Here is an 18,365-nt window from a genome sequence, read left to right as displayed (position 1 = left end):
TTCGGGCCTTCTGCGTTTCCTCAGGGGTTGTACGTCTTCGCCGCCTCCGACGCCGCCGCCTCCCGTACGACCTTCATGCCGCCCGTGGCGCTCTTGTCGGGCTGGAGGATGACGCTCTGCCGGGAGGACGGGGACTTGGGGTCGGTGAAGTTCTGGACGGGGCCGAAGCCGAGGTCGAAGGCGTCGATCGTCAGCAGGGCCTTGTCGACGCCCTCCCGGGTGAGGTCCTTGCTCGCGCAGGCCTTCTTGAGGGCCTCGCCGAAGGCGGACGCGGCGGTCCAGCCGGCGACGATGCCGTTGTCGAGGGCGTCCTTCGGATAGGCCGCCCGGTAGTCGGCGACGAGCTTCTTCGCCTCCGGGGTGTCCGCGCCGATCGGGAGCGAGGGCGAGGCGACGTAGTAGTTCTTCATCAGGGCCGGGCCCGCCTGAGTGGCGAGGAGCTGGGGCGCGAACGCGGAGTTGTTGCCGATGATCGGCACGTCGAAGCCGCCGGCCGCCGCGACGCCGACGAGGGAGGCCGCCTGGCGCGGGCCCGCGCTGATCACGATCGCCTTGACGCCGGCCTGCTTGAGGGCGGCGACCTGGGCCGTCATGTCGTTGTCGGTGGGCTTGATCTTCTGCTCGACGACCGTCAGCCCCTTGTCCTGCGCGATGTGCTTCGAGCCGACCAGGGCGCTCTCGCCGTAGTCGCCCTCGAAGTAGACATGGCCGATCTTGTCGCCCTTCTTGATCCCCTTCTCCTGGATCAGGAAGTCGACGGCGTTGATCGTCTCGATGTCGTAGGTGGAACCGATGACCCGGATGTACGGGCTGCCGAGGAGCGAAGCCGACCATGCCTGCGGCAGCACCAGGCCCTTGTCCTGGCCGTCGACGCGCTGCTTGACCGCGGCCACGAACGGGGAGCCGATGAACTGCGCGAAGCCCAGCACCTTCGGCTCCAGTTCGGTGTACCCGGAGACGGCCTTCTGCGGGTCGTAGCCGTGGTCGCGGACCGTCAGCTCGACCTTGTAGCCGCAGACGCCCCCGGCGGCGTTCAGCTGCTTCACATACAGCTGCTGGGCCTGGGTGACACTCTTGCCGAGGGTCGCGTAGACGCCGGTCATGTCGGTGAGGGCGCCGAGCGTGATCGTCTTGCCGGAGATCCCGTCACCGGTCTTGATCCCGCCCGCGGACTGCTTGTCACTGTCGTCGTCCTTGGCCTTGGAGCTGCATCCCGCCAGCACGAGCAGTGCCGCGAGCGCGCCCGCGGCGGCCCTGGCCGCGTACGTCCTGTTCATCGTTCCTCCCCGGAATCAGTGGTGACGCGACGCCGGGCGGCCACCCTGACCAGGCCGCCGGGCAGGAACAGCACCACCAGCACGACGGCGGCGCCGTAGAGGTACCGGGCGGCCTCGCCCGGTGCGATCCCGCCCGTACCGGGGGCGGAGACCAGGGGCAGCGCATCGCTGTAGCGGGTCAGCAGCTGCGGGAGCAGGGAGACGAAGACGGCCCCGGCGACCGCGCCGGAGACCGAGCCGAGGCCACCGATGACGATCATGGCGAGGTATTCGAGGGAGAGCGTGATGCCGAAGTAGTCGGGCACGGTCCGCTGGAAGACCAGAGCGAGGAGCACGCCCGCCAGCCCCGCGTACATCGACGACAGCACGAAGACGGCGGCGCGGTGGCGGGCCACCGGTACGCCCATCACGCCCGCGGCGATGCGGTGGTCGCGGATGGCGTTCATGGCCCGGCCGGGGCGCCCGCGCAGGACGCCCCTGGCGAACAGCGCACCCGCGAGAAGCGTGCCGAGACCGGCGTACCAGAGTTTCTCCGCCGAACCGAACGGCACCGCGGCGACGAGGAGTTCGCGGTCGTCGAAGGTGAGGCCGAAGAGGTTCAGGGGCGGTACGTCGCGGCCGTTGGCGCCGCCGGTCAGGTCGTGGGCGTTGAACATCACGTGCTGGCCGATGAAGACGAGGGCGAGGGTGGCGATGCCGAGGTAGGCGCCGCTGAGGCGGCCGGAGATGGGGCTGAACAGGCCGCCCGCAACGCCCGCGACCAGCACCGCCAGCACGGCCGCGAGCCAGGTCGGCAGGCCCAGGCCGGTCAGTCCGTCGTCGCCGTCGGCCGCGAGGACGCAGTAGCCGTAGGCGCCGACGGCGAGGAAGAAGGCGTGGCCCATGGAGAGTTGGCCGGTGGCGCCGGTGAGGAGGTTGATGCCGATCGCGCCGATGGCGGCGGCCATGGCGAAGAGGCCGGCCTGGAGCCAGAAGCGGTCGAGGTAGAAGGGGAGGGCGAGGAGGAGGACGGCCGCGGCGGTCCAGAGGTACGTCCGCGCGCTCAGGAGCCTGAGCGGTCTCACCAGGGCCTCAGACACGGGCGAGCTCCTTCGTGCCGAAGAGCCCGGCGGGCCGGACGAGCAGGATCGCGACCATGACGAGGTACGGGGCGAGGTCGCCCAATCCCCGTCCCAGGAAGGTCAGATCGCCCTGGTATCCGGTGGCCAGCGACTCCGTGACGCCGACCAGCAGCCCGCCCACCAGCGCGCCCGTCGTGGAGTCGAGGCCGCCGAGGATGGCGGCCGGGAAGGCCTTCAACGCGGCCAGGGAGGTGGCCCGTTCGAGCCCCGGCGTCGGGAAGACGGTGAGGAACAGCGCGGCCACGGCGGCGAGGCCTCCGGCCACGGCCCACGCGCCCAACGACACGCGCCCCAGCCGGACGCCCATCAGCGCCGCCGTCTCCGCGTTCTCCGCCGCCGCGCGCATCGCCACGCCCCACGACGTGTACCGGAAGGCCAGCAGGAACACGGTGATGAGGAGCGCCGCCGCCACGAACGCGGCGATCCGGGTGTGGGCGAGGGAGATCGGCCCGATCTTCAGCACCGCGTCGCCCCAGGGGTCCCCGAGTGCCAGGACGTCCGTGCCGATACGGCGGGTCAGTTCGGTGGTGAGCAGGATGTCGACCCCGATGGTGACGATCGCGAGGACGCTGTGGTCGGAGCCCCGGTAGCGCCGCATCACCAGGAACTCCACGGCGGCCCCGACGAGCGCCGCGCCCGCGATGCCGACGAGCAGCGCGGGCCAGAACCCGAGGTCGTCGTGGAGGGAGGCGGTGACATAGCCGCCCGCCAGCAGCAGGGAGGCGTGGGCGAAGTTGACGACCTCGGTGGCCCGGAAGATCACCACGAAGCCGAGCGCGATCAGCGCGTACACCGAGCCCAACGACACACCGTTGAGGAGGATTTCGGCGAAGGTGCTCATGACGCGGCCCCCAGGTACGCCCGTACGACGGCCGGGTCGTTCTGTACGTCGGCGGGGGCGCCGTCGGCGATCCGGCGCCCGAAGTCCAGTACGGTCACGGCGTCCGCGAGCCGCATCACCACCCCCATGTCGTGTTCGACCAGCACGATCGAGATCCCGAGTCCGTCGCGAACTCCGGTGATCACGGCGGCTGTTCGGCGCCGTTCGTCGGCGGTCATCCCGGCGACGGGCTCGTCGAGGAGGAGCAGGCGCGGTTCCATGCAGAGCGCGCGGGCGAGTTCGGCGAGCTTCTGCTGCCCGTACGGGAGGGAGCCCGCGGGGCGGGGCAGGCAGTCGGTGATGCCGACGAACTCGGCGATCTCGCGGACGCGTTCACGGTGCCGCCGTTCCTCCCGGGCCGCGGACGGGAGGCGAAGTCCCGCCGCCAGGAAGCCGGTTCGGGTCAGCCGGTGTCTGCCCAGGAGGAGGCTGTCCTCGACCGTGGCGCGGGGCGGCAGGGCGAGGTTCTGGAAGATGCGGGCGACGCCGAGGGCGGCGATGCGGTGCGCAGGCATGCCGGTGAGCTCGTGATCGCCGAAGCGGACGCTGCCGGAGGTGGCCCGGTAGACACCGGACAGGACGTTGAAGCAGGTGGACTTGCCGGCTCCGTTGGGCCCGATGAGGGCGTGGACCGTGCCGGGGCGGACGGTGAAGCTCACGTCGTCGAGGGCGGTGAGACCGGCGAACCGGACGGTGAGGCCGCGTACTTCGAGGGCGTCCACGCCGCTCACCCCTTCCACCGGGTGAGGGTGCGGGCGCCTCGGGACCGTGCCGCGTCCGCCGCCGCGTCCTCGTCGACCACGCCCAGATAGCGGCGGCGGACCTCGTCGGAGGCGGCCAGTTCGGCGGCGGGGCCCGACAGGGTCACTTCGCCGACTTCGAGGACGTACGCGCGTGTGGCGAGCCGTAGGGCGAGGGCCGCGTTCTGTTCGACGAGGAGGACCGAGGTGCCCTGTTCGTTGATCTCACGGACGGTGTCGGCGATCCGTTCGGCCATGAGCGGGGCGAGACCGAGGGAGGGTTCGTCGAGGAGGAGGACCTTCGGGGTGGCCATCAACGCCCTGGCGACGGCGAGCATCTGCTGTTCGCCGCCGGAGAGGAGGCCCGCGCGCTGCTGGGCGCGTTCGGCGAGGACGGGGAAGAGTTCGTGGACGCGGGCGAGGGCTTTCGGGCGTTCCGTCCGGGTGCCGCCGAGGGCGCCCGCGCGGAGGTTGTCGGCGACCGTCATCCGGGCGAACACCCGGCGGCCTTCGGGGACTTGGGTGACGCCCGCGGCCACCACACGGTCGGGCGGGAGCGGGTCGAGCCGTCGGTCGCCCAGCCGGACGCTCCCCTCGGTGACCGCGCCGCCGTGGAAGGAGAGGGTGCGGCTGATCGCGCGCAGCAGGGTGGACTTGCCCGCGCCGTTGGCACCGAGGACCGTCACCACGGCTGCCTCCGGCACCTCCAGGGACACCCGGCGCAGGGCGCGCACGGGACCGTATCCGACCGACAGCTCCCGCACCACGAGTCCGGATCCGCCCATGGACTTCCCCCCTGTCCTCACTCGGTGTGGCGCTCACCCCAGCACCGGCGGGAGCGTCCGTCCACGGCCCGCGGCGGAATCGCTGCGGGTGCCCAGCGAGCCGGACGGCGCGTTGTGCGCGCGCACAACACCGCGTGTCAGGGGCCTGTGCGCGGCCGGGTCCCGGTGGCATCCTCCGGCCATGGGAGGGCGACGGCCGCGCACCGGTCATGACTGGAAGCTGCTCGCGGAGTCCTGCACGGCTCTGCTGGAACGGGTGCCCGAGCTCGTCGACGAGCACCTACGGCAACTCACCGAGTACTCCCCCGTCTACGGGCAGGTCCTGCCGTACGACGCCCAGTGGCGGGAGGCCGAGGAGGCGATGCGGATCGGCATCCAGACGATCTCCGCGCCCCGGGACTCACCGCGCCGCGATCTGGAGTACGCCGAGGACGCGGGCCGGCGCCGGGCCCAGCAGGGGCTGCCGCTGGACCTGCTGGTGCACGCCTATCGCAACGCCGGCTATCTGGTGTGGGACGCGCTGGTGGAGGGCGCCGCGGGGCGGGAGCCGGAGCGGCTGGCGGCGCTGATGCGGTCGACGACGATGGTGTGGTCGGCGGTGGACGCGCAGGCCCAGGCGGCGTCGGAGGCGTACCGGGCGACGGAGACCGAGCTGCGGCGGCGGACGGACGAACAGTTGCAGGCGCTGCTCGACGCGCTCCTTGAGGGGCAGGCCACTCCCGGGCTCGCGGCGCGGGCGGCGGCGGGGCTTGATCTGCCGGAGCACGGGCCGTACGCCGTGGTGGTGCTGCGGGCCGAGCGGCGGGACGGGGGCGGGCGGCCGTTGCGCGGGGCCGGGTTCCGGTTCATCTGGCGGATGCGGGCGGACTGCGAGGTGGGAGTCGTCGCCCTCACCCCCGGGCAGGGGCTGGACGGGGTGGCCCGGGCGCTCGACGGGCGGTGCTCGGGGCAGGGCGGGATCAGCCCCGTGGTGCCGGGGCTCGCCGAGCTGGGGCGGGCCCGGCGGCTCGCGGAGCTGGCGCTGCGGACGTGTGCGCCGGACGCGAGCGGGGTCGTACGGCTCGATCAGCGGATGCCGACGGCGCTGGTCGTCAGCCAGCCGGAGCTGGCGGACCGGCTGGTGTCGGACGTGTTCGGCGAGCTGCTGGAGCTGGAGCCCGCCGACCGGGCCGTGCTCCTGGAGACCCTCGACGCGTGGCTGGCCTGCGAGGGCTCCGCGGGGCGGGCCGCGGGACGGCTGTACTGCCATCGCAATACGGTCTTCAATCGTCTTCGACGACTGGAGCAGCTGACGTCGCGGTCGCTGGCCCGGCCCCGGGACCTGATCGAGATGACCCTCGCACTGGACGCGTACCGGCTCTCGCACGCCCGCAGGTGATCAGCTCAGGAAGTCCCGGCCGATCTGCTCCGCCACCCGCTCCAGGATCGGACCGGCGTCCGCGATGCACTTCGCCACGTCCGGCTCGACCTCGGTGAGGGGGTAGGCGCGGCGGATGCCCGCCCTGCCGAGCGCCTCCGGGGGCAGGGCCAGGCGGCCGCAGACCGCGACGACCTCCTTGTCGGCGGCGCGGGCCGCGGCGGCGACGCCCGCGGGGGCCTTGCCGTGGAGGGTCTGTTCGTCGAGGGAGCCCTCGCCGGTGATGACCAGGGTGGCCTTCGCCAGGGCGGGGGCGAAGCCGAGGACGTCGAGCATGACCTCGATGCCGGCGCGGAACCGGGCGCCGACCAGAAGGGCGCCGTAGCCGATGCCGCCCGCGGCGCCCGCGCCAGGGGAGGCGGCGTGCTCGGCGGCCTTCGGGCCGACCGCTTCCGCCAGCACGCGCGCGTAGTGCGCGAGGGCCTCGTCCAGGGCCTCCACGTCGTCCGGGGAGGCGCCCTTCTGCGGGCCGTAGACCGCGGGCGCGCCCTTGGGGCCGGTCAGGGGGTTGTCGACGTCGCTGGCGAGGACGAACTCGATCTCGGCGAGGCGCGGGTCCAGGCCCGACAGATCGGCCGTGGCGAGGTCGGCGAGGCCGCCGCCGCCCGGGGAGACCGGCTCGCCGTCCTTGTCGAGGAACCGGGCGCCGAGCGCGGTGAGCATGCCGGCGCCGCCGTCGGTCGTGGCGCTGCCGCCGACGCCGAAGACGATCGTGCGGGCGCCCGCGTCGAGCGCGGCCCGCAGCAGCTCGCCGGAGCCGTACGTGGAGGCCGTGAGGGGGGCGAAGACGCCCTTGGGGAGCCGCTGGAGGCCGCTGGCCTCGGCCATCTCCACGACGGCCGTGTCGCCGCGCAGCGCGAACGCGGCCGTCACCTCCTGGCCGAGGGGTCCGGCGGCCAGGATCTCGTGCCGCTCGAAACCGGCCGCGACCGCCGCGTCGACGGTGCCGTCTCCGCCGTCGGCCACGGGCAGCGCCTCGACGTCGAGGTCCGGCACGACCCGGCGGAGCCCGGCCGTGACCCGCTCGGCGACCTGCACGGCCGTCAGCGACCCTTTGAACTTGTCCGCGGCGATGAGCACCTTCTGGGCACCGTTGCCTGCAGCGAAAGCCACCTTGCATTCCCCTTGCTCTCCGGGCCTCACGCATGTCAGGCCAGTCGCGCCGCTGCGACCATAACCGCAGGCACCCCTCGCCGTCATGCCCCGCCCGGACGTTGAGAAGGAGCTACGAAGGTGCTGCGGCCCCACTGTGCGGACCGCTGAATTCGGGTAAACCGGTCCTATGACCCCTGTGGGCACCGCACCAGAGCTCGACGACCGCGTCCTCGGGGGCTGGCTGGGCCGGATCGCTGGCAACATGCTCGGCAAGCCGGTCGAGCAGGGCGACCTGTGGACGCGGGACCGGATCGACCGCTATCTGCGGCAGGCCGCCGCCCTGCCGCTCACCGACTATCTGCCCGAGCCGCCCAGCGAGAGCGACGGCTTCGAGCTGCGCCCCGAGTGGCGCCAGTGCGTGCGCGGCCGCATCCACGGCAGCTGCCGCGACGACGACGTGGACTACGCGATCCTCGGCCTGGACCTCCTGGAGACCCACGGCTTCGGCTTCAGCACCGAGCAGGTCGGGGACCTGTGGCTGCTCAGGCTGCCGTATCTCCAGACGTTCACCGCGGAGCGGGCCGCGTACCGCAACCTCGCCAACGGGCTGAAACCGCCGCTGACGGCGACGTACGACAACCCCTACCAGGAGTGGATCGGCGCCCTGATCCGCGCCGACATCTACGGCTGGACCTGCCCCGGCGCCCCGCGCCGCGCCGCCTCCCTGGCCCGGCGGGACGCGGTGCTGTCGCACACCGGCAACGGAGTGTACGGGGCGATGTGGGCGGCCGCGCTGGTGTCGGCGGCGTTCACCGCGTCGACGGTGCGGCAGGCACTCGACGAGGCGCTGACCGTCGTACCGGAGAGCAGCCGCCTCGCGCGGACCGTGCGGCGGGTGATGTCCCTGCACGACACCCGGATGACCTGGGAGGACACGCTCGGCACGGTGGCCGAGGAGACCTCCGGGATGGGCTGGATCCACACCATCCCGAACGCTGCGGTGCTCACCGCCGGGCTGCTGTACGGCGACGGCGACTTCACGCGGACCGTGACGCTGACCGTGCGGGGCGGTCTGGACACCGACTCCAACGGGGCGACCGCGGGCTCGGTGGCCGGGGTGCTGACCGGCGCGGAGGCGATCCCGGCACAGTGGAAGGAGCCGCTGGAGGACACCGTGCGCAGTGCCGTGTTCGGGTTCGACGGGGTGCGGATCAGTGAACTCGCCGAGCGGACACTGCGGTTGGTGGAGACGGAGTGACGGTCGCGGGTCCCGGGGAAGGCGTCGGGCGCCGGATTACCCTTCCTGGATGAGTACTGATGACTTCGCCACGTACATCGCGGGCCTGCCCCGCGTCCTGTCCGGTGCCGCCGCGCTCTTCCGGGACACCGAGGGCCGGGTGCTGCTCGTCGAGCCCAACTACCGGGAGGGCTGGGCGCTTCCGGGCGGCACCATCGAGTCCGACGACGGCGAGACCCCGCGCCAGGGCGCGCGGCGCGAGACGCTCGAGGAGATCGGACTCGACCGGGAACTCGGCCGGCTGCTCGCGGTGGACTGGGTGTACCGCGAGGGCTGGCCACCGCTGGTGGCGTATCTGTACGACGGTGGCGTGCTCGGCGAGGACGAGCTCAAGGGGATCCGGCTCCAGGAGGAGGAGCTGCTGTCCTGGCGGCTCGTGCCGCGCGCGGAGCTCGACGACTATCTGCTGGGCACGCTGGGACCTCGGGTGCGGGCCGCGCTCGACGTGCTCGCGGAGGGCACGGGGACGGCCGAGCTGGAGAATGGCCGAAGGGTTTTCTGAGCCTTTTCCAATTCCTGAAAGATCGGTATGGACCCCCTGCACGGGCGCCAAAAGCGTGCCCGTTCTCGCCTTATCCGCAGATACCGGTGGCACGTTCTTCTGTGGCTCCCGAATTCAATTGCAGGGGGAAACATGCGGGTAATCGTTCAGGGCAGGCCGTCGTGGATCCGTCCGTCAGCACACCGCCGGCCTCCGAGGTAGCCGGCTCGCTCCCCGGCGTCGAACTGGACCCCGGACATCGTGGGGGTGTCCGCGGACCCGGCCGTCGAGACGACGCCCACCTGCGGTAACACGCCCCCGGTCGGTGACTGGCACGAAGATCGAGCCGTTCGGGCCGGTGCGGGAGAAGGACGACGAGGAGTGAGCGGCGCGGTGTGAGGGGCGGTGCGTGAGCGGTACGGCGTGAAAGGCCCGGCGTGAAAGGCCTCGGTCACTGTCCGACCCGCTCGGCGACCGCCCGTCGGAGGCGGCGGACCAGATCCGCGTACTGCGCGTTGGTCTTCGGCCACGCGGCCTGAGCGGCCGGATAGGGCAGCAGGGACTCCTGGACCCAGGGCACGGTGGCGTCCCTGACCCCCATCGCCCTCAGCTGGGCGGACAGCACGTCGGCCCGTGCCTTGTCGTCCTGCGCGACCAGGAGGATCCGTTTCGGCCAGAGCCGTCGGAAGACTTCCCGAAGCTCCCACTCGATCTGCGGGGTGACGTCCGAGACATCCACGACGGCCAGGTCGGCCCGGTCCAGCGCCTGGGCGACCGCGCCTTTCCATCGCTCACTGCCGGCGCTCTCCATCACCTTGATCACCTCGACGCCCTCCCCGACACGCCGCTCGCCGCGCCGGACGGCGTCCAGGTGGACGGCGGTCTGCTCCGGGCTCAGCTGGCGGCTGAGGACGCCTCGCCGGCGAAGCAGCTCCGTCGCGCCCCAGACGAACAATGCGGTCCAGAAGAGGATTCCGAAGACGAAGAGGCCTTCGTTCATCGTCCCGGCGGCATACATCAACAGCGCCAGCGCGAAAAGGCCGACCACCCAGAGCACACAGAGGACCGGTGCCAGGAACCACACGCGATATCCCGCCGAGACCAGCGAGGTGTTGAAGGAGGGATCCTGAAGTGTCACGGCGCTGGCGAAGCCGAAGCAGGCGGTGCCGAGAGCCCGGTGGAAGCGGATCCGATCGCCTTGGTCCGGCCGGAACCGACGCAGCCACACCACCAGTCCCGGCCGTGTCGCCCGTTTCACATAGACGGCGTAGCCGATCCAGACCGCGCCGACCATGACGGACTGAGCGAGCATCGAGACCAGGTCCAGCGCCGTGCTCGACGGCCGGTTCTGCGCCCAGCCCAGCACGAGCACCGACGCCAGAAGAACCCCGGCACCGACGGCGAATCCGGCCTTCATCGCGTCGTTACGGCGCCGACGCGCGAACTCGAGCGCGTACGAGACGTTCTTTTTTCCGACGGCATGCTGGCTTCCCCCTCCGCCAGGCCGTGGCGGGACCGAGTCCCACCGCTCGACCAGAGTGCGATCGGCCCGGCAGCCGGTCAAGGAGATAAGCATTAGCTGTGACCCGGCCCGCGCCCTACCCTCGGCTCCATGAACAAGCCTCTCGTCGCGATTCTCAGCGGGGCCGGCATTTCCACCGACTCCGGTATTCCGGACTACCGCGGTCCGAATGGACTGTGGCGGCGGGATCCCGAGGCCGAGAAGCTCGTCACGTACGAGTACTACATGCGTGATCCGGAGATCCGGCGGCGTTCCTGGCAGATGCGGCGGAAGAACCGGACGCTCAAGGCCGAGCCGAATGCCGCGCATTTCGCCGTCACGGAACTGGAGCGGGCCGGGGTGCCGGTGCGGGTCATCACGCAGAACGTGGACGGGCTGCATCAGGTGGCCGGGATGCCGGCCCGGAAGGTGCTCGAACTGCACGGCAGCGCACGGAGTGTCGTGTGCACCGGCTGTCATGCGCGGGGCCCGATGGAGGACGCCGTCGCCCGGGTCGAGGCCGGGGAGGACGACCCGCGGTGTCTTGAGTGCGGGGCGATCCTCAAGTCGGCCACCGTGATGTTCGGCGAGCGGCTCGACCCCGTGGTCCTGGGCGAGGCCGTCGCGATCACCAAGGCCTGCCAGGTCTTCATCGCCGTCGGCACCAGCCTCCAGGTCCAGCCGGCGGCGGGCCTCGCGGGCGTCGCCGCCGACCACGGGGCCCGGCTGATCATCGTCAACGCCGAACCGACGCCGTACGACGAACGCGCCGACGAGGTGGTACGGGAGCCGATCGGGACGGCGCTGCCCGCACTGCTGCGGGGGCTGGGCGGCTGGAAGAGCGGCAGCTAGAAGAGCGCCGCATCGCCCTCGAAGTCCAGCAGGCGCTGCTTGCGTCGCAGGCCGCCGCCGTAGCCGGTGAGGCTGCCGTTCGCTCCGACCACGCGGTGGCAGGGGACGATGATGCCGATCGGGTTCTTGCCGTTGGCGAGGCCGACGGCGCGGGAGGCGCCGGGGTTGCCGAGGGCGTCGGCGAGTTGGCCGTAGGTGCGGGTCTCGCCGTAGGGGATGGCGAGGAGTTGCTGCCAGACGGTGCGCTGGAACGGCGTTCCGTTCAGGCGGAGTTCGAGGGTGAACTCCTTCAACTCGCCTTTGAAATAGGCGTGCAGCTGGTCGGTCGCCGCGCCGAAGGGCCTGTCGTCCCGAGCGCCGAAGGTCTCCTCCGGCGGGCGGTGGCGTTGGCCGGTCATGTAGAGGCCGCAGAGGGTGCCGTCCTCGGCGACGAGCGTGAGGGGGCCGTAGGGACTGTCCAACACGGTGTGCTGCTTCATGGTTTCCCTTACACAGGCAGGAAGTTGATCGGGTGGCTGTCGGTCGCCCACAGGTACTGGACCGCGTACGCCCGCCAGGGCCGCCAGGCCGCCGCGCGGGCGGTGAGCGCGGCCGGGGTCGACGGGAGGCCCAACTCCTGGGCGGCCTTGCGGATGCCGAGGTCGGTGGGGAGGAAGGCGTCGGGGTCGCCGAGGGCGCGCATGGCGATGACGTCGACGGTCCAGGGGCCGAAGCCGGGGAGGGCGAGGAGGCGGGCGCGGGTTTCCGTCCAGTCGCCCTCGACTCCCAAGTTCAGTGAGCCGTCGGCGAGTTGGGTGACCAGGGTGGTGAAGGTGGCCCGGCGGGTGCGGGGCATCGCGAGCGACTCGGGGTCGAGGGCGGCGAGCGCCTCGGGGGTCGGGAAGAGGTGGGTGAGGCCGCCCTCGGGGTCGTCCACCGGGTCGCCGTACGCCGTGACGAGTCGGGCCGCGTGGGTGCGGGCCGCCGCCGTGGAGACCTGCTGGCCGAGGACAGCCCGTACGGCGAACTCGGCCTCGTCCACCGTCCGCGGCACACGTCGGCCGGGGGCCTTGTCGACGAGGGGGGCCAGCACCGGGTCCGTGCGCAGCTGCTCGTCGATCGCGACCGGGTCGGCGTCCAGGTCGAGCATGCGCCGGCAGCGGCTGATGGCGACGGTCAGATCGCGCAGGTCGCTGAGGCTGAGGCGGCAGGCGATGTGGTCGGGGTTCGGCGTGAGGGTCACGATGCCGTGGCCGTACGGGAGCCGGAGGGTGCGCCGGTAGGAGCCGTCCCGCCACTCCTCCACGCCCGGCACCGCGGTCGCCGCGAGGTGGCCGAAGAGGTTCTCGGGGTTGAGGGGGGCGCGGAACGGCAGGCGCAGGGTGAGGGCGCCCGGGGTCTGTCCGGCGGCCTTGCGGGGGGTGCGGGCGCGCAGTTCGCTCGGGGAGAGGGCGAAGACCTCGCGCACGGTGTCGTTGAAGGTGCGGATCGAGGAGAAACCGGCGGCGAAGGCGATCTCCGCCATGGGGAGCGGGGTCGTCTCGATCAACAGACGTGCGGTCTGGGCGCGTTGGGCGCGGGCGAGGGCGAGCGGGCCCGCGCCGAGCTCGGCGAGCAGCTGGCGTTCGATCTGCCGGGTGCTGTAGCCGAGCCGGGCGGCCAGGCCGGGCACGCCCTCGCGGTCGACGACGCCGTCGGCGATCAGGCGCATCGCGCGGGCGACCAGGTCCGCGCGCTGGTTCCACTCCGGTGAGCCGGGGCTGGTGTCCGGGCGGCAGCGCTTGCAGGCCCGGAAACCGGCCTGCTGGCAGGCGGCGGCGCTCGGGTAGAAGGTCATGTTCCGCGGCTTGGGCGGCACGGCCGGGCAGCTGGGCCGGCAGTAGATGCCGGTCGTCAGGACCGCCGTGAAGAACCATCCGTCGAAACGGGCGTCCTTGGACTGGACGGCGCGCACGCAGCGCTCGGTGTCGGTGTGCATCCCCTTCTGCATGCGTCCAGCATGGTGCAGCGGCGGGGCGCGGGCTGGCGGGAATCCGACATGGACCTCACCCTTCCTGCACCGCCCCGGATCACCACGCCGTACGCTGCACGGCGGGCTGGCACGTCCATCCATGTCTTTCCATGTCTCTGGGAGAAGAAAGAGGACCACGCGGATGTCGGTGAGGGCATCGGAGACTCCGTCGGGCGAGGCGCCCGCGCGCCGGATGTGGCCGTTGTACGCGGCCGGGTTCACCACCGCGTTCGGGGCACACGGCATCGCCGCGAACCTCGGCGCGGACACGGAGGACGCGGTCACCTCGCTGCTCGTGCTGGGCGGGCTGCTCGCGCTGTACGACGGTGCCGAGGTGCTGCTCAAGCCGGTGTTCGGCACGATCGCCGACCGGATCGGGGCGCGCCCGGTGCTGCTGGGCGGGCTGGTGGCGTTCGCGCTCGCCTCCGCGGTGTACGCGCTCGCCGACAGTCCTGGCTGGCTGTGGGCCGCGCGGCTCGGACAGGGGGCGGCCGCCTCCGCGTTCTCCCCGGCCGCGTCCGCGCTGGTGGCCCGGCTCAATCCGGCGGCCAAGCACGGGCGGGCGTTCGGGAGTTACGGCTTCCACAAGTCCATCGGGTACACGCTCGGTCCGCTGCTCGGCGGGGTGCTGGTGTGGGCGGGCGGGCTGCGGCTGCTGTTCACGGTGCTGGCGGTGCTGGGCGCGTCCGTGGCGGTGTGGACGCTGGTCGCGGTACCCGTCGTACCCCCGCTGCCCCGGGCCCGGCAGACGGTACTCGATCTGGCGCGGCGCCTGGCCGACCCTTCGTTCCTCGTACCGACGGCCGCGCTCGCCGGGGCGACCGCCGCGCTGTCGGTGGGCGTCGGGTTCCTGCCCGTGTCGGGGTCGGTGGCCGGGCTCGGGACGGTGGCCACGGGGGCGGCGGTGTCGGTGCTGGCGGCGTGCGCGGCGGTCGTACAGCCGCGTGCGGGGCGGGCGTTGGACGCGGGGCGGATCACCGCGCGCGGCGGGCTCGTCGTGGGGCTGCTCCTCGCGGCGGCGGGCCTCGCGTGCGCGATGCTGCCCGGCCTCACCGGCGTGCTCCTGGCCGCCGCCCTCATCGGCGCGGGCACCGGCCTGATCACCCCCCTCGGCTTCGCCGCCCTCGCCTCGGCGACCCCGCGGGAGCGGCTGGGCCAGACCATGGGCGCCGCCGAGCTCGGTCGTGAACTGGGCGACGCGGGAGGACCGTTGCTGGTCGCGGGGGTGGCCGCGGCGGCGACTTTGACGTACGGGTACGGGGCGCTTGCGGTGCTGCTGGCGGGTGGGCCGGCGGTGGCCGTGGCGGTGGGGGTACGGCGCCGGAGGACTGCGGGGGCGGGGTGAGGGGCGGTTCCGTCGGGTTCCTTGCCGGGGTGGGGTGAGCGGCGGCTCCGTCGCCCTCGCCTCGCCGGGGCGGACGCGGCGCGGATCCGGCAGGCTTCCCTCTCCGAGCAAGGTACGACGCCGACCCATCACGCCCCCTCGCCCGGCCAGGCCGGGCGCGGATCCGGGAAGCTTCGCTCTCCGAGCAAGGCGCGGCACGGACCCATCACGGCCCTCGCCAGGCCAGGCGCGACGCCGACCCATCGCGCTTCCCTCGCTCAGACCCGCCCCCGTCACACCCCCCGCGTCCGAGCCGCCAGCAGTGCGATGTCGTCGCGGGCCGTCCCCGTCGCCGCGTGGGCCAGGATGCCGTCGAGGATCTCGTCCAGGCCGCCCCCGGGTGGCAGGCGCAGTTGTGTCAGACGTTGCAGGGATATGTCGATGTCCTCGCCCCGGCGTTCCACGAGGCCGTCGGTGTAGAGGAGGAGCACCCCGCCGGGGAGGCCCGGGCGGACGACCGTCTCGTAGGTGCCCAGCCCCGTGCCCAGGGGTGGGCCGGCGGACAGCGGGACCAGTTCCACGCGGCCGTCGGGGAGGATCCGCAGGGGTGGCAGGTGGCCGGCGTTGGCGTAGCTGATGGTGTCGGTGGCGGGGTCGCCGAGGGCGAGGAGGCAGGTGGCGACGCGGTCGAAGCCGGAGTCGGCGACCATGCGGTCCGCGGCGGCGAGGATCTCGTGCAGGGGCATGCCGAAGGCGGCGAGGGCGCGGAGCATGGAGCGGTAGTGGCTCATGGCGACGGCGGCCTCCACACCGTGGCCCATGACATCGCCGATGACCAGGAGGTTGCGGCCGTGCGGGAGGGCCAGGGAGTCGTACCAGTCCCCGCCGACGACCGCGCTGTCGTCGGCGGGGAGGTAGCGGGAGGCGGTCTCCAGGTCGGGGTGCGGGAGGGTCGGCTCGCTGAGCAGGGCCCGCTGGAGCTCCAGGGCCATGGTGTGCTCGCGGGCGTAGCGCTGGGCGCGTTCCATGGCGTGGGAGGCGCGGCCGGCGAGTTCCTGGGCGACGACCGCGTCCTCGGCGGTGAAGCCGGGTGAGGAACCGGACCTGACCATGGCGAGGACGCCCACGCTGCGGGAGTCGGTGCGCAGGGGCACGACCAGCGTGGAGTGGATCCCGGCGGCACGGTAGCGGTCCAGCCGGTCCGCGTACGGCCCCCTCGTTGCGGGCCTGGCCCTGGTCGGCATGCCGGTCACGAAGGGGCGCCCGCGTTCCAGGCAGCGGCGCATGGGGGACATCGGCCCGTGGTCGTTCACGTCGTCCGGGCCCGCGAGCCCGCCGAGCCGCGCCGCCAGCTCCGGCCGGGCGCTCGCGGCGGCCCGCCGCATCCGCATCATCCCGGCGGACAGGGAAGGGCGCGGGTACATCGGGTCGTTCTCGACGACCAGTTCGACGGACGCGCCGTCCGCGAGGTCCTGTACGACGAAGTCGGTGAGTTCCTGGCAGGTCGTCCCGAGGTCCAGCGTGGTGCCGATCCGCAGGGTCGCCGCGTGCAGCATGGCCATGCGGCCGTGGGCCCGCTCCAGCTCGTTGAGGTAGCGGCGCGGCTCGGTGACCTCCACGCCGATCGCCACGAGTCCGACGACCTCCCCGCGGTCGTTCTTCAGCCGGTGGTAGGTGCTGTGCCATTCCCGCTGCTTACGGCCGTCCCCCGCGCCCATGTCCCCGGCGATGAGGACGTCGCGCGGCCTGCCGTCCCGCAGCACGGCCCGCGGCACCGCCTCGGGCCGCTCCACCCCCGGGATGACCTCGGCGAGGGTCCGGCCCAGCTGCCGCTCGGCCGGTACGCCGACGATCCGGGCCATGTGCGGGTTGACGTACACATAGCGCAGCCCGGTGTCGAGGACGGCCACGGCGGCCGCCCCGCCCTCCACGATCTCCCGCAGCACCCGGTACTCACGCCCCAGTTCCGCCGTCGCGCCCGCGAGCAGCGTCTCGACGTCCTCGGAGAGCAGGGTCCGCGGGAGGGGGGAGTCCGGCCCCACTGGAACCTCCCGTTCGCCAGGGCTGGGGGTTCCATGATCCGGCGGGCGCGGCCGAGGTGCACGCGGACACGGGCCCGGCCGCCGCCCCGGCCGGAAGGGACGCGGTGCCGGTGTACGGCTGCCGCACCCCCTGACGGCGGAACGCGGGGCTGACACCCGTAAGGAGCCGGGTTCCACGGCAAAGACCCTGGTCAGCGTCTCCGCCGCGGGACGGCCCGGCGGGAGCGGGCGGTGCGATCGGTTGCGGGGTGCCGGGGCGGTTCCCACCGTGGGCGCAAGAGCGGCGAGCTTCCAGCAGCTGCTAGCGCTTTCGAAAGGAACTCAATGCGCGCCCTTGTCTCCCGCGGCCTCCTCGTGCCGCCCCTGGTCTGCGCCGCGCTGATCCTCGGCCCGGCCGGTACCGCCGCCGCCGTCGGTGACGCGGGCCGAGAAGTGCCGGGCCTGAGCATCGCCGAGGCCGCGGTGCGGTCCGGCGCCGAGACGGACACGCTCCTCGACCACGACAGCGCTCTGGCACCCCTCCTCGACACGGTGGCGGACCTCGGCGAGGCGGACGGCACCCGGCTCGACGCCGAGGCGGCCGCCGCGTACGCGAAGGAACTCCAGGCCTGGAACGCCGACGTCCAGGAGCGCCTGCGGAAACTGGACACGTCCGGCGACCGGTCCGTGGCTCCCGCGGCCGACCCCGTCGGGGACCTGCTGGCCTCGCTGACCTCCGCGGTCCAGGGCCTGATCAGCGCGCTGACCTCGCTGGACCTCGGCGGGGTGCTGGGCGCGGTGACCGGGTTGCTGTCGCCGGTGCTCGGCCTGGTGACCGGGCTGCTGGGCAATCTGCCGGCGCTTCCGGCGCCGCCTGTCGCGTAGCGGGGTCTTCGCGTAGCGGGGCTCTTCGCGTAGCGGGGCTCTTCGCGTAGCGGGGCTCTTCGCGTAGCGGGGCTCTTCGCGTAGCGGGGCTCTTCGCGTAGCGGGGGGCTCGTCGGCTGGGCCGTCCGGGGTTCCGGGCGGCCCAGACCTGTGAGCGTCAGCCCACCTGGGCGGCGAACGCCCCGTACGCCCGTTCGTCGAAGAGCACGAACCTGACCTCTTCGACCTCTGTCTCCGTCGCCCGTACCGTCTCGACGGCGATACGGGCCGCGTCCTCCATCGGCCAGCGGTAGACGCCGGTGGAGACGGCCGGGAACGCGACCGTGCGGGCGCCGAGTTCGTCGGCCACCCGCAGGGACTCGCGGTAGCAGGAGGCGAGGAGGCCGGAGCGGTCCTCGGACCGGCTGTAGACGGGGCCGACGGTGTGGATGACCCAGCGGGCGTCGAGGTTGCCCGCCGTCGTGGCGACCGCTCTCCCTGTCGGGAGGCCCTTGCCGTGGTGCGAGGCGCGGAGCTTGCGGCACTCCTCCAGGATCGCCGGGCCGCCGCGGCGGTGGATGGCGCCGTCGACGCCTCCTCCGCCTAGCAGGGAGGAGTTCGCCGCGTTGACGATGGCGTCGGCGGTCTCTCGGGTGATGTCGCCCTGCACGAGCGTGATGGTGGTCATGTCTGCCTCCCTCGTACCTGTTCCCTCGCGTC

The 18,365-nt window shown here is 72.7% G+C and carries 17 protein-coding genes; 6 read left to right on the top strand and 11 right to left on the bottom strand.

Going from position 1 to position 18,365, the window contains the following annotated elements:
• Positions 1 to 20: 20 nt before the first annotated feature.
• From ABZ928_RS03460 to ABZ928_RS03440, 5 genes are read right to left on the bottom strand one after another with little or no spacing between them, the layout of a single operon-like run.
• The gene (locus ABZ928_RS03460; protein WP_361514777.1) at positions 21 to 1,277 is read right to left on the bottom strand and encodes an ABC transporter substrate-binding protein; all 1,257 of its coding nucleotides are present in this window, start codon (positions 1,275 to 1,277) and stop codon (positions 21 to 23) included.
• Complete coding sequence (locus ABZ928_RS03455; protein WP_361514776.1) at positions 1,274 to 2,356, bottom strand: branched-chain amino acid ABC transporter permease; 1,083 nt, start codon at positions 2,354 to 2,356, stop codon at positions 1,274 to 1,276. Before ABZ928_RS03455 ends, ABZ928_RS03460 begins: the two co-directional genes overlap by 4 nt.
• Entirely contained in the window at positions 2,349 to 3,239 is an 891-nt protein-coding gene (locus ABZ928_RS03450) for a branched-chain amino acid ABC transporter permease (protein WP_361514775.1), read from the bottom strand. Before ABZ928_RS03450 ends, ABZ928_RS03455 begins: the two co-directional genes overlap by 8 nt.
• Positions 3,236 to 4,000, bottom strand: coding sequence for an ABC transporter ATP-binding protein (locus ABZ928_RS03445; protein WP_361514926.1), 765 nt, complete (start codon positions 3,998 to 4,000; stop codon positions 3,236 to 3,238). Before ABZ928_RS03445 ends, ABZ928_RS03450 begins: the two co-directional genes overlap by 4 nt.
• A 5-nt stretch (positions 4,001 to 4,005) precedes the next feature.
• The gene (locus tag ABZ928_RS03440) at positions 4,006 to 4,803 is read right to left on the bottom strand and encodes an ABC transporter ATP-binding protein (protein WP_361514774.1); all 798 of its coding nucleotides are present in this window, start codon (positions 4,801 to 4,803) and stop codon (positions 4,006 to 4,008) included.
• Positions 4,804 to 4,984: 181 nt separating this feature from the next.
• Between ABZ928_RS03440 and ABZ928_RS03435 the strand changes: the two genes are divergently transcribed.
• A complete protein-coding gene (locus tag ABZ928_RS03435; protein ID WP_361514773.1) occupies positions 4,985 to 6,181 on the top strand; it encodes a helix-turn-helix domain-containing protein in 1,197 nt (398 codons plus the stop codon).
• On the opposite strand, the gene ABZ928_RS03430 is transcribed toward ABZ928_RS03435, so the two are convergent.
• Positions 6,182 to 7,300 (bottom strand): glycerate kinase, encoded by a 1,119-nt coding sequence (locus ABZ928_RS03430; RefSeq protein ID WP_361514925.1) that lies wholly within the window; start codon positions 7,298 to 7,300, stop codon positions 6,182 to 6,184.
• A 202-nt stretch (positions 7,301 to 7,502) separates the two neighbouring features.
• Here ABZ928_RS03430 and ABZ928_RS03425 point away from each other — a divergent pair, with 202 nt between their 5' ends.
• Together ABZ928_RS03425 and ABZ928_RS03420 are read left to right on the top strand one after the other, a co-directional pair.
• Complete coding sequence (locus ABZ928_RS03425) at positions 7,503 to 8,573, top strand: ADP-ribosylglycohydrolase family protein (RefSeq protein WP_361514772.1); 1,071 nt, start codon at positions 7,503 to 7,505, stop codon at positions 8,571 to 8,573.
• A 49-nt stretch (positions 8,574 to 8,622) separates the two neighbouring features.
• Positions 8,623 to 9,114 carry an NUDIX hydrolase gene (locus ABZ928_RS03420; protein ID WP_361514771.1) on the top strand — a complete coding sequence of 164 codons (492 nt, stop codon included), beginning with the start codon at positions 8,623 to 8,625 and terminating at the stop codon, positions 9,112 to 9,114.
• Positions 9,115 to 9,544: 430 nt separating this feature from the next.
• On the opposite strand, the gene ABZ928_RS03415 is transcribed toward ABZ928_RS03420, so the two are convergent.
• Positions 9,545 to 10,510, bottom strand: a complete 966-nt coding sequence (locus ABZ928_RS03415) for a hypothetical protein (protein WP_361514770.1) — start codon at positions 10,508 to 10,510, stop codon at positions 9,545 to 9,547.
• 195 nt (positions 10,511 to 10,705) lie between these two features.
• On the opposite strand from ABZ928_RS03415, the gene ABZ928_RS03410 reads away from it, so the two are divergent.
• Positions 10,706 to 11,446: a Sir2 family NAD-dependent protein deacetylase gene (locus tag ABZ928_RS03410; protein ID WP_361514769.1), complete on the top strand. Its 741-nt coding sequence runs from the start codon at positions 10,706 to 10,708 to the stop codon at positions 11,444 to 11,446.
• On the opposite strand, the gene ABZ928_RS03405 is transcribed toward ABZ928_RS03410, so the two are convergent.
• Positions 11,443 to 11,925: a methylated-DNA--[protein]-cysteine S-methyltransferase gene (locus ABZ928_RS03405; protein ID WP_361514768.1), complete on the bottom strand. Its 483-nt coding sequence runs from the start codon at positions 11,923 to 11,925 to the stop codon at positions 11,443 to 11,445. The genes ABZ928_RS03410 and ABZ928_RS03405 overlap by 4 nt on opposite strands.
• A gap of 8 nt (positions 11,926 to 11,933) precedes the next feature.
• On the bottom strand, positions 11,934 to 13,415 hold the full coding sequence (locus ABZ928_RS03400) for an AlkA N-terminal domain-containing protein (RefSeq protein WP_361514767.1): 1,482 nt from the start codon (positions 13,413 to 13,415) through the stop codon (positions 11,934 to 11,936).
• 214 nt (positions 13,416 to 13,629) lie between these two features.
• On the opposite strand from ABZ928_RS03400, the gene ABZ928_RS03395 reads away from it, so the two are divergent.
• On the top strand, positions 13,630 to 14,781 hold the full coding sequence (locus ABZ928_RS03395; RefSeq protein WP_361514924.1) for an MFS transporter: 1,152 nt from the start codon (positions 13,630 to 13,632) through the stop codon (positions 14,779 to 14,781).
• A gap of 272 nt (positions 14,782 to 15,053) precedes the next feature.
• Here the strand turns inward: ABZ928_RS03395 and ABZ928_RS03390 are convergent, their stop codons facing one another.
• On the bottom strand, positions 15,054 to 16,802 hold the full coding sequence (locus ABZ928_RS03390; protein WP_361514766.1) for a SpoIIE family protein phosphatase: 1,749 nt from the start codon (positions 16,800 to 16,802) through the stop codon (positions 15,054 to 15,056).
• A gap of 324 nt (positions 16,803 to 17,126) precedes the next feature.
• Between ABZ928_RS03390 and ABZ928_RS03385 the strand changes: the two genes are divergently transcribed.
• On the top strand, positions 17,127 to 17,666 hold the full coding sequence (locus ABZ928_RS03385; protein ID WP_361514765.1) for a hypothetical protein: 540 nt from the start codon (positions 17,127 to 17,129) through the stop codon (positions 17,664 to 17,666).
• A gap of 157 nt (positions 17,667 to 17,823) precedes the next feature.
• Here ABZ928_RS03385 and ABZ928_RS03380 read toward each other — a convergent pair whose 3' ends face one another.
• On the bottom strand, positions 17,824 to 18,333 hold the full coding sequence (locus ABZ928_RS03380) for an O-acetyl-ADP-ribose deacetylase (protein ID WP_361514764.1): 510 nt from the start codon (positions 18,331 to 18,333) through the stop codon (positions 17,824 to 17,826).
• Positions 18,334 to 18,365 lie beyond the last annotated feature (32 nt).

Origin of the sequence: Streptomyces sp. NPDC046909 (assembly GCF_040644695.1) — a bacterium.
Taxonomy (GTDB): domain Bacteria; phylum Actinomycetota; class Actinomycetes; order Streptomycetales; family Streptomycetaceae; genus Streptomyces.
Note: the sequence above shows the minus strand (reverse complement) of the source record. Positions and strands in the feature narration are given on the sequence as shown.